This is a genomic window from Halopseudomonas sp. L-58 (assembly GCF_056859475.1).
The window spans coordinates 1-9,225 of record NZ_JBSXON010000080.1; the positions used below are offsets into that span (position 1 = coordinate 1).

Genomic DNA, 9,225 nt, shown 5'->3' on the forward strand with positions numbered 1-9,225 from the left:
GTACCGCTGTGCCAAACAGCGCAGCGAGCCCACCAGTGACAAGCGTGGTGCCAAGGCAGATGAGCTGCACCTCACACCGCTGGAACTGATCGACCGCATCGCCGCGCTGGTGCCACCGCCACGCACCCACCGGCACCGCTATTTTGGCGTGTTGGCACCCAACTCGCCGCTCAGGGCTGCGGTGACGGCGCTGGCGACACCGGCGCAAGCCGCTCCCGTGCTGGGCGCGTCGATCAGCACGGGGGAGTGCGCGCCTGGTGTGGTACCGATGAGCAGCGCGCTGCCATCCCAGAGCGAGCCGGTGCTGCCCAAGCGTGCAGCGCACTACCTGTGGGCGGTGCTGATCGCCCGCATCTACGAGGTGTTCCCCCTCTTGTGTCCGCTGTGTGGCGGGCATATGCGCATCATCGCGTTCATTACGCACAGCGCTGACATCCGGCACATCCTGGACCACATCGGGGCAGATTCAGAGCCACCCCGCATCTCCCCGGCGCGCGGGCCACCGCTGTGGGATGACTGTAGTGATGCGCAGATGGATGACGGGGCGCAAACCGAGCCAGCAGACTGGGACCTAGCGGCGCAACCGGCACCGGACTTTGAGGTCGATCAGCGCATCAGTTGGTGAATGAACAAAGCGGCGATTTTGACTTGCCGCGAACTGGCTCTGCGCCCGGTACACGCCGAGCGCCGCAAATCACTCTCCTGAACGCCAAACCCTGGTGGTGAACCTGACACCTGGGCGGGAAAATCGAGTGTCTCAGCCGGCTTGATGGCGCTTCCGCGGTGCGATACTTGGCCTCATGCGGTTAAAACGCCTATCCGTCGAAAGCGGCGGGCCATTCAAGCTGAAATTTCTGCAGCGCAGGCACAACTTGAACTGCTGGAACAGTTTGAGCAGCAATTGCGTAATTCGCCTGATTCAATGCACTGTGATCTTTCTGTTGACTCTGCCCCTAAGGGCAAGCTTTAAGCTCCTTTTTCTGGTTCAGACAAAAGGAGCTCACAATGAGCAAAAGGATTCTGGTGGTTCTTGGGCATTCTTCCGAGAGCAGCTTGTGTGGCGCAATTTCCAGTTCATACATGAAGGGTGCTCAGGCTGCGGGTCACGACGTTCGATTGCTCAGGCTCCCCAGCTTGAAATTTGATCCGATTCTTCACGACGGTTACAACACCATTCAAGCGTTGGAGCCCGACCTGGTGGAGGCGCAGAAATCCATTGTTTGGGCCGAGCACCTGGTTTTTGTTTATCCAATTTGGTGGGGTTCAATTCCCGCTATTCTCAAGGGATTTTTCGACCGTATTTTGCTGCCAGGGTTCGGCTTTAAATTCAAAGAAGGTGCCTTGATGGCAGATGGCCTGTTGGCCGGGCGTACGGCCCATTTGATTGCAACCATGGACACCCCCCCTTGGTATTACCGATTGGTGTATCGCATGCCGGGACACAATCAAATGAAGCGAACGATTCTCGAGTTTTGTGGAGTTAAACCTGTTGCTGTGACCAGTTTTGGGCCGGTCAAGAATTCGCACGCAACTACCCGCGACAAATGGCTGTCGCGTGCCTATTCTTATGGTTTTAAGGCTTGAATGGTTTCTTGGTTGGCTGTTTGCTGTCTTTCCACAGTCCAGGTGTGAATAGGCTCATGACCCTCGCGCACCCAGCCCGGCGGCTTCCACAAATGTTTTAACCGCTCCAATACAGGACCTGGCGCCATCACATCACGCATCATGTCCACCAATTCATGCAGATTCAGTACAAACCAGTTGTGGCTTTTGATCTGCTGGGGTGTGCCGTAAAGCACTTTTTCCTGCTCCGGTTCGTAGGTTCCAAACAAATGATCAAAAAGCATGACCACGCCCCCGTAATTTTTGTCAATGTACTGCGTGTTGCGGCCGTGGTGAACCCGATGATTGGATGGTGTATTGAACAGCCACTCAATGGCCGGGTGAAATTTCCCGATCGACTCGGTGTGCACAAACCATTGGTAGGCCAGGTTGGCTGCCAGTAAACCGAGAATCAGATCGGGTGAAAAGCCCAATAAAACGGCAGGTACGAAGAAAATCCAGGTGCCTATTATTCCATTCAGAATGCTTTGTCTGGCCGCAGTGGACATGTTCATGATCTCGCCGGTGTGGTGCGACACATGTTGAGCCCAAAACCATCGAACCCGGTGTGCAGTTCGGTGATACCAGTAGTAGCAAAGTTCCTGAACGAAAAAGGCTGCAATTACTGTGAACACATTGACGGGAATGGTGAATAGTCTGTGCTCCCAAAGCAGCGCCCACAATGCAAGCAGATAACTGACATTCATCAGGGCGCTGGAGATGTAGAAGCCAAAGCCCAATGCGTAATTTGCTGCAACTTCGCGTAGCCAAAAAGTCTGGTTCCGGGCAATGTTCCAATTTCCCGAGCGATATCGCACATGGATCCACTCGAGCAAAAAAGCACTGACAAACAAAGGAAGCATCAGGATCAGGATCAATTCGCTTAAACCTGGCGCTCGGCCAAATACATTGATCAATGCTTCAGTAAAGGTTTGGTACAAAAAATCCATCGCAACACCTTTGGGTTGAACTCGTGAATCGGTTTTGATTCAAAAGAATTATCCATAGACACGTGCGCTGAATATTGACTTCTGGCCTTTAGTTTTTGACATAATGTGCCAATGAGCACATCCAGCAATCAGCACGCACTCATTCTCGCGAGGCTTACACACATTGTTCGCCGCTTCATGGAAGCGGAAGGGCTGAGTCTTGATTTGTTGAATGAGTACACGAATGCGGCCTCTTCCGGGTCCGAGCGATTGCCGATAGGGCAATGGTGGGCTCTGCTTGAGCGCGTGGCACAGGTCAGCAACGACCCCCATGTCGGATTGCGAATCGGCAAATTGACCCAGATTCAAGATGTCGGTGTTTTGGGGTATTTGGCCGCCTCGTGTGAAACCCTGGGGCAAGCCATGCAGCGCTTGCAGCGATTCGAAGGGCTGTTGCAGCAGCTAGCCGCCTCCTCGGTTGCGGTGGACGGGGATTGCATCCGTTTGGCCTGGACCAATGAGAATGGACACTCCACAGATTTGTCGAACGAAGTGCTGATCAGCGGCCTGCTCACTGTGTTGGGAATTTTGATTGCCCCACATCGCATTAAACCCGTCTGTGTCGAATTTCCGCGAAAGAGCGACTCGGGTTTGGCCACTTATGAAGCCATGCTTGGCTGCCCAGTGCAATTTGCCCGACCACAATTGGCAGTCAGGCTGCGCGCAGACAATTTAATGCTACCAATCAACAGCCGTGACACGCACCTGATGCAGCTGCTTGAGCAGAAGGCCGCAACGGCGCTGAAAGGGCTTGAGCATTCTGATGAATTTTTGATTCAACTTCAAAAAGCAATGAGCAGGGGGTTGCTGGAAAGAAATGCTTCGATGCCTTGGGTGGCGGTTCAATTAAACATGTCTGTACGTTCTGTTTATCGGGCATTGAATGAACGCGGTAAAACTTTCAAAGGTCAGCTTGATGAATTGAGGCAAACACTTGCACAGCAATACCTTGCTGATGAAACCCTGTCCCTCAGTGAAATAGCATTGCTGCTGGGGTATTCGGAGCAAAGTGCTTTCAATCGTGCTTTTCGGCAATGGACGGGCAGCACACCTTTGAAACACAGAAGGGAATTTTATTGTGTGAAGTGACCCTGAGCTTTGAAGTAAGTGCTCTCACCCCTCATCACTGAAATTCATCCGGATAGGACGGGTTCCAATTTTTGCACCTGTCGCTTCGTCAATTGCCACCGGTTTAATTTCTGTTCCTGCTTCCGCATCAAAAAATTTTGTCAGTTTTCCGCCGCCCCTGTGCTTGCGTCCCCAGGCTCCAATCATGAAGAGTACCGGCAAAAAGTCTCGCCCCGCCTCGGTTAATAAATATTCTTCTCGCGGTGGGTGTTCGGAGTAGCGGTGTTTTTCCAACAATCCTTCTTCGGTTAACACCGACAAACGCTTGGTCAGCATGGTGGGCGCTATACCCAGGCTTTTGCGGAAATTGTCAAAGCGGGTGATGCCCGCATGCGCATCCCGCAAAATCAAAATGCTCCACGCGTCGCCTACAAAAGCAAGGCTTCGTGCGATCGGGCAGGGGTTTTCCGAAATATTTTTACTGTCCATACTATTTTGATAGTGACTTTATTTAGAATTGCAGGTAAAGTGAGTTTCGTTTTGATAGTAACAAGTTGCTGATCAGAAATCCACTGACATTTCGCACCCACGGGAGATTTAAATCATGAACAAAAACAAAAAACCGGTTGCACTGGTAACAGGTGCGTCTTCCGGCATAGGGCTGGTCACCGCTCAAAAACTTGTAGCAGCGGGTTATCGTGTATTTGGCACCAGCAGGCGCCCAGGTGCCGACATGCAGCACTCGTTTGAAATGCTGCCGCTCGATGTTGACAAAGACGAATCCGTTGCGGCGCTGGTCAATCAAATCATTGATTCAACAGGCCGAATAGATTTGTTGGTGAATAACGCTGGCCGAGGTTTGTCGCCAGCCGGTGCGGAAGAGTTTTCGCTGGAGCAGGCTCAAGCAATTTTCAACACCAATTTTTTCGGTGTGGTGCGCACCACCAACGCTTGTCGCCGGGGGCCTTCACCTCCACCAGCGCATAGCGCTCGGCCCCGGGCGGGCGGCCGGGCCAGAAGCGCACCAGGTCGGGCAGGCCGGTGCGATTGGCCTGCACGTCGCACAGCAGCCGGGCAAACAGCCGCTCCAGGTGCGCCGGCGGAATGCAGTCCAGCGCCAGCGCCAGCAGCTCGGCGCTCAACGCGCCCCAGGCCACGAAGGGCGACTGGGTGCCGTGCTTCTCTTCAAAGCGCTGCAGGATGGTGGCGCGGTAGCGGCCGTCGTGCAGCTCGGCCAGGCAGGCGTCGAACAGGGCCTGGCGGCGCGCCACGAAGTCGGGCGCGGCCAGGTCGGCCGGGCCGCTCTGGAAGGGGTGGAAGAACGCGCCCGGCAGCGGCGCAAAGATGGCCGGCCAGCACAGCAGGCCGAACAGGGCGTTGACGAGCGTGTTCTCCACATAAAACACCGGCGCCTCGGCGCAGTGCCAGTGCGCGCGCAGCGCGTGCTCCACCGACTGGGGCGGCGTGGGCGCGGGCAGTTCCACGTCCATGCGCAGCGCGGCCACGGCCGGGGCCAGTGCCGGCCGGCGCGGCCCGCCGCCCTGCCCCACGCGGCGGCGCAGGCGCGGCAGCATGCGCGCCACGCGCTGGTGTTCTTCTTCACTTTCAGGAGCCGCCAGCGCTTGATGGGCAAGGGCTAGAGCCTGATCGGAGCATTGCATGCGCTCCAGCACGCGGATCTGGCGGTGGCGCGCACCGGGGGCGCGGCTGGCGGCGTAGGCCTGGGCGGCCAGCGGCCAGTCGCGCGCGCGCTCGCAGGCCTGGCCCACGCGCAGCAGGACCCGCGCGCGGCGCTGCTCCAGCCACGGCGTGGCGCTGTGCGCGGCGGCCAGGGCCTGCAGCAGCGCAGCGGCATCGGCGCCCTCCTCGTCCAGCGCCTGGCGGCAGGCGCTGAGAGCGAGGTAGGTGTCCACATCGGCCTGATGCTGGAAAGCGCGCGAGGCAGCGTCCAGCGGCACGGCCTCGTAGCGGAACACGCCCAGGTCGGCCAGCACGAACTCCGCCCAGCTCTGATGGAGGTTGCCAAAGAACATGAGCCGCAGCCGCTCGCAGCGCGCGCCCACCGTCACCTGCCACACGGGCTCGTCGGCGTGCGGGTGCCAGGCGGCGTAGGGCTGCCGCAGGTCACCGCGGTCGGCCAGGGCCTGCAGCATTTCGGCCTTGCGCATGGTGGGGTGCAGCGCAGTGCCCTGCAAAATCTGTAGCAGCTCGCGCTTGGTGTGCAAGGCGAACAGCTCCGATAGACCCAGGGGCGCATCGGCGCACAGCCAGCCCCGCGCCAGCAGCGGCGCGGCAGCGTCGCGCGTGTCGGGAATCTCGTCATAGGCCAGCTTGCTCGCGCGAAACCACGGCCCGCGCCGCATCACCATGCGCACCAGCAGGGCCTGTGCGGCCTGGGGCAGTTGCCGAAAGTCGGTGAGGAACTGCAGGTCGTCCACACCGAGCAGGTCGCCATAGCGCGTGTACAGCCAGTCCAGCGCACGCTGGAAGTTGTGCAGGTAGTAAAAGCGGTGCGGTGCGGGCGCAGGGCCGGGCTGCGGCATACAAAAGACTGTGCGTTTATAAGGGGTATCTATTTAGCTCCAGTGACGTGAGAATAGCTGGATGGAAACCCAGATGCTAACGCCAACTCCTGGAGGGGACTACCCCCGCACCTGGAACGAATTTCTTGACTGGTTTGCCACCGAAGAGGCTTGCCAGGCGTTCCTGGAGAAGCTTCGGTGGCCCCAAGGCTTCGTCTGCCCGCGTTGCGGCAACGCTGGCGATGTGTACCGCGCCAGCCGCACCCGCCTGATGTGCCGCTCATGTTAGTACCAAGGCACAGTGACATCTGGAACCATCTTTGACAAGACGCGCACACCGCTGCGTGTCTGGCTGGCTGCAGCTTGGTACCTGACCAATCAGAAACAAGGCGTGAGCGCCCTGGGGCTGCAGCGCGTATTGGGTTTGGGGAGCTACCAGACCGCCTGGACCATGCTGCACCGGTTTCGACGTGCCATGGTCCGCCCGGGCCGGGACAAGCTCAAGGGGCTTGTGGAGGTGGATGAAACGTACCTGTCCATCACGGATCGCAAGAATCCCGCCACCCCTGCAGGGCGCAAGAGCAGCACCACCAAAGTGTTGATGGTCATGGCGGTGGAGATCGTGGAGCCCAAGGGGTTTGGGCGCATCCGGTTACGCCGCATTGACCGAGACGCCGCCACCCACGTAATCCCCTTTGTGCAGGAGGTGGTCGAGCCTGGAGCCCAGGTACGCACGGATGGTTCGGCGGCATACCGCGCTCTGGGAGAACTGGGTTACACCCACCAGCGCACCGTCATGCTCGGCTCAGGCGTACCTGCCCATGTCTCCATGGCGGGAGTGCACCGGGTCGCCTCACTGGGGTTCTAGGGATTTTCCGTCCAAAAACGACAAAGTGCTCTGGAGGCCACGCCGTCCGCGGCCTCCAGAGGGGTATTACTTTTTTGGCGCTTCACATAGCCAGTCACAATAAATCAATCACTTAGCAGTCTGAATGTCGCATTTGGACGGAAAATCCCTAGAACCCCATGATCGTCGGCGACGAGCTGGGCATCGGCCACGATCCGGGCCAGCACGCCGCCTATGTGGGTTCGTGGATCAAGGCGCTGCAAGACGAGCCGCTGGAGGTGTTCCGCGCGGCCGCCGATGCCGAGAAGATTCACGACTACGTGCTGGCCTTCGAGCAGAAGCAGGTTCAGGAGCAAGACCAGCAGCAGAGCCAGGCCCAGGACGAAGCCGTGGCCCAGGCCCTGGCCGTGGACATTGCCGAAGTCCTGGACAACCCGGACGTGTCTTTCAGCCACTACCAGGCATTCCAGGGCGACACCCTGGAAGACGCCTTGCGCAGCCGTGGCCTCGAAACCGTGGGCAGCATCACCGGCACCGATCCCGAGCAGTTCTACGCGGTCGCGCATGACCGGCTGTCGCCGGTGTTCGGCATCGACCCGAGCCACACCGACACCGACAACGCCTACCTGGAGCGCAAGGGCTTGGCGCAAGAGTTCGCCAACATGGCCGAACAGCTCCACCTCGCGCAGCAGCTCCAGCAGCACGGCGAACAGATCGTGTCGAGCATCGACGCCGAAGCCAGGTGGAGCGACGGCCAGCGCATCTTTGCGTTCCACGACCAGGACGGTGAACCCCACCAGGTTCGCAGCCTGGACGAGCTGAACAACTACGCGCCCGACCAGTTGATGGCCCTGCCGGCGCTGACCCAGCAGCAAGCGGCCGTCGCAGACCAGGAGGCGAACATGACCCCACCGACCAACGACCAGGCGGCCGCCCTGCTGGCCGCCCATCCTGCCGACGCGGTGCAGGGCATCGAGCAGGCCGCCGCCGCGCGCCGGCAGCTCGCCGCCGGCGAGATCGACGGCCAGGCGTTCGCCGACGCGACCCGTCAACACCTTGGCGTTGAGCTGCCGCCCGACTGGAGCGGAGAGCTGCGCATCGTCGGCGTGGCCGAGCAGGACGGCCAGACCGTCGATGCCGCCCAGGCCGGCATCGAGCCGCAGGCGTTCCAGGTCTACGCGCGCAAGGCCGATGCGCAGTTCGGCGAGGACGCCTTTGCCTTCGTCGCCGGCACCCGCACCGAGGGCCAGGCCGAGGCTCTGGCCGAGCGCCTGCACCTGGTCGATGCGCTGGGCACCGACAACCAGCACGAGCGCGCCGCCAAGCTGGCCCGCGTGCAGGAAGAGCGTGTACGGCGCGACCCCAACGCGACCGAAGAGGACATTTCAGCCGCTAAAGAGGCACGCAAGACCGCCGAGGCGTCGGCCATGCTCAACGACAGCGACGCGCAGCGCCGCGCGGCCGAGCTGGAGCGCCAGGAACGCGAGCGGCAGCAGGCGCAGCCGCAGGCCGAGAAGCCCGAACGGCAGTACATCAACGTGCCGTACAAGGAGAAGGACGAGGCCAAGAGCCTCGGGGCGCGTTGGGATCGGCAGCAACAGTCCTGGTACGTGCCGCCGGGCACCGATGCCGCTCCCTTCGCCAAATGGGCGCAGGGAGCCGCTACAGCGGCCGTAGAGCCGCGTTCGGCCCAGCCGGCACCCGAAGCCCAGGGCGAGGCGCAGAAGCCCGCGCAGCAGGCCCAGCAGGCCCGCCAGTACCTGGCCGTGCCCTACGAGCAGCGCAACGCGGCCAAGGCCGCCGGCGCGCTTTGGGACAAGGCCGCGAAGTCCTGGTATGTCGGCCCGCGCGCCGACGCGGCGAAGCTCGAACGCTGGAAGCCCGAGAACGTGCAGGCCCAGCAAGGGCCAGCGATGACGCCAAGGGAAGAGTTCGCCGAGGCCATGCGCAGCGCCGGCCTGTTCACCGGCAGCAACGCCCAGGGCGATCACCCGATCATGGATGGCAAGCGGCACCGCGTGCCGGTCGAGGGCGGCAAGAAGGGCGCGCTCGATGGCTTCTACGTGGGCCACCTGGACGGGCACCCGGCCGGGCGGATCATCAACAACAAGACCGGCACGGACATTACCTGGAAGAGCAAGGGCTACGCCTTGAGCGACCAGGAGAAGGCCAAGCTCCAGGCCGAGGCGGCCGAGAA

At 60.3% G+C, this 9,225-nt stretch carries 7 protein-coding genes and 2 pseudogenes; 6 read left to right on the forward strand and 3 right to left on the reverse strand.

The window, feature by feature from the left end; translation table 11 throughout:
- Together AC13EY_RS16000 and AC13EY_RS16005 are read left to right on the forward strand one after the other, a co-directional pair.
- Positions 1-625, forward strand: a 625-nt coding sequence (locus AC13EY_RS16000) for a transposase (RefSeq protein WP_482875792.1), incomplete at its 5' end; no start/stop codon positions are given.
- Positions 626-1,005: 380 nt separating this feature from the next.
- On the forward strand, positions 1,006-1,584 hold the full coding sequence (locus AC13EY_RS16005) for an NAD(P)H-dependent oxidoreductase (protein WP_285678051.1): 579 nt from the start codon (positions 1,006-1,008) through the stop codon (positions 1,582-1,584).
- On the opposite strand, the gene AC13EY_RS16010 is transcribed toward AC13EY_RS16005, so the two are convergent.
- On the reverse strand, positions 1,566-2,552 hold the full coding sequence (locus tag AC13EY_RS16010) for a sterol desaturase family protein (protein ID WP_482875795.1): 987 nt from the start codon (positions 2,550-2,552) through the stop codon (positions 1,566-1,568). The genes AC13EY_RS16005 and AC13EY_RS16010 overlap by 19 nt on opposite strands.
- A 111-nt stretch (positions 2,553-2,663) precedes the next feature.
- Between AC13EY_RS16010 and AC13EY_RS16015 the strand changes: the two genes are divergently transcribed.
- Positions 2,664-3,680 carry an AraC family transcriptional regulator gene (locus AC13EY_RS16015; protein WP_298664024.1) on the forward strand — a complete coding sequence of 339 codons (1,017 nt, stop codon included), beginning with the start codon at positions 2,664-2,666 and terminating at the stop codon, positions 3,678-3,680.
- Between the two features lie 24 nt (positions 3,681-3,704).
- On the opposite strand, the gene AC13EY_RS16020 is transcribed toward AC13EY_RS16015, so the two are convergent.
- A complete protein-coding gene (locus tag AC13EY_RS16020; RefSeq protein WP_233048410.1) occupies positions 3,705-4,148 on the reverse strand; it encodes a winged helix-turn-helix transcriptional regulator in 444 nt (147 codons plus the stop codon).
- A 115-nt stretch (positions 4,149-4,263) separates the two neighbouring features.
- Here AC13EY_RS16020 and AC13EY_RS16025 point away from each other — a divergent pair.
- Positions 4,264-4,560 (forward strand): annotated as a pseudogene (locus AC13EY_RS16025) (SDR family NAD(P)-dependent oxidoreductase); the annotation flags it as partial.
- A 10-nt stretch (positions 4,561-4,570) separates the two neighbouring features.
- Here AC13EY_RS16025 and AC13EY_RS16030 read toward each other — a convergent pair.
- Positions 4,571-6,202 carry a VRR-NUC domain-containing protein gene (locus tag AC13EY_RS16030; RefSeq protein WP_482875798.1) on the reverse strand — a complete coding sequence of 544 codons (1,632 nt, stop codon included), beginning with the start codon at positions 6,200-6,202 and terminating at the stop codon, positions 4,571-4,573.
- Positions 6,203-6,263: 61 nt separating this feature from the next.
- On the opposite strand from AC13EY_RS16030, the pseudogene AC13EY_RS16035 reads away from it, so the two are divergent.
- Together AC13EY_RS16035 and AC13EY_RS16040 are read left to right on the forward strand one after the other, a co-directional pair.
- Positions 6,264-7,040: pseudogene (locus AC13EY_RS16035) on the forward strand (IS1595-like element ISCsp2 family transposase); the annotation flags it as partial.
- A gap of 167 nt (positions 7,041-7,207) precedes the next feature.
- Positions 7,208-9,225, forward strand: a 2,018-nt coding sequence (locus AC13EY_RS16040) for a DUF5710 domain-containing protein (protein ID WP_482875843.1), incomplete at its 3' end; no start/stop codon positions are given.

Excerpts from the sequence above, each read along its gene's own strand:
- AC13EY_RS16005 (WP_285678051.1), top strand. The coding sequence starts at position 1,006 with ATGAGCAAAAGGATTCTGGTGGTTCTTGGGCATTCTTCCGAGAGCAGC.
- AC13EY_RS16010 (WP_482875795.1), bottom strand. The coding sequence starts at position 2,552 with ATGGATTTTTTGTACCAAACCTTTACTGAAGCATTGATCAATGTATTT.
- AC13EY_RS16015 (WP_298664024.1), top strand. The coding sequence starts at position 2,664 with ATGAGCACATCCAGCAATCAGCACGCACTCATTCTCGCGAGGCTTACA.
- AC13EY_RS16020 (WP_233048410.1), bottom strand. The coding sequence starts at position 4,148 with ATGGACAGTAAAAATATTTCGGAAAACCCCTGCCCGATCGCACGAAGC.
- AC13EY_RS16030 (WP_482875798.1), bottom strand. The coding sequence starts at position 6,202 with ATGCCGCAGCCCGGCCCTGCGCCCGCACCGCACCGCTTTTACTACCTG.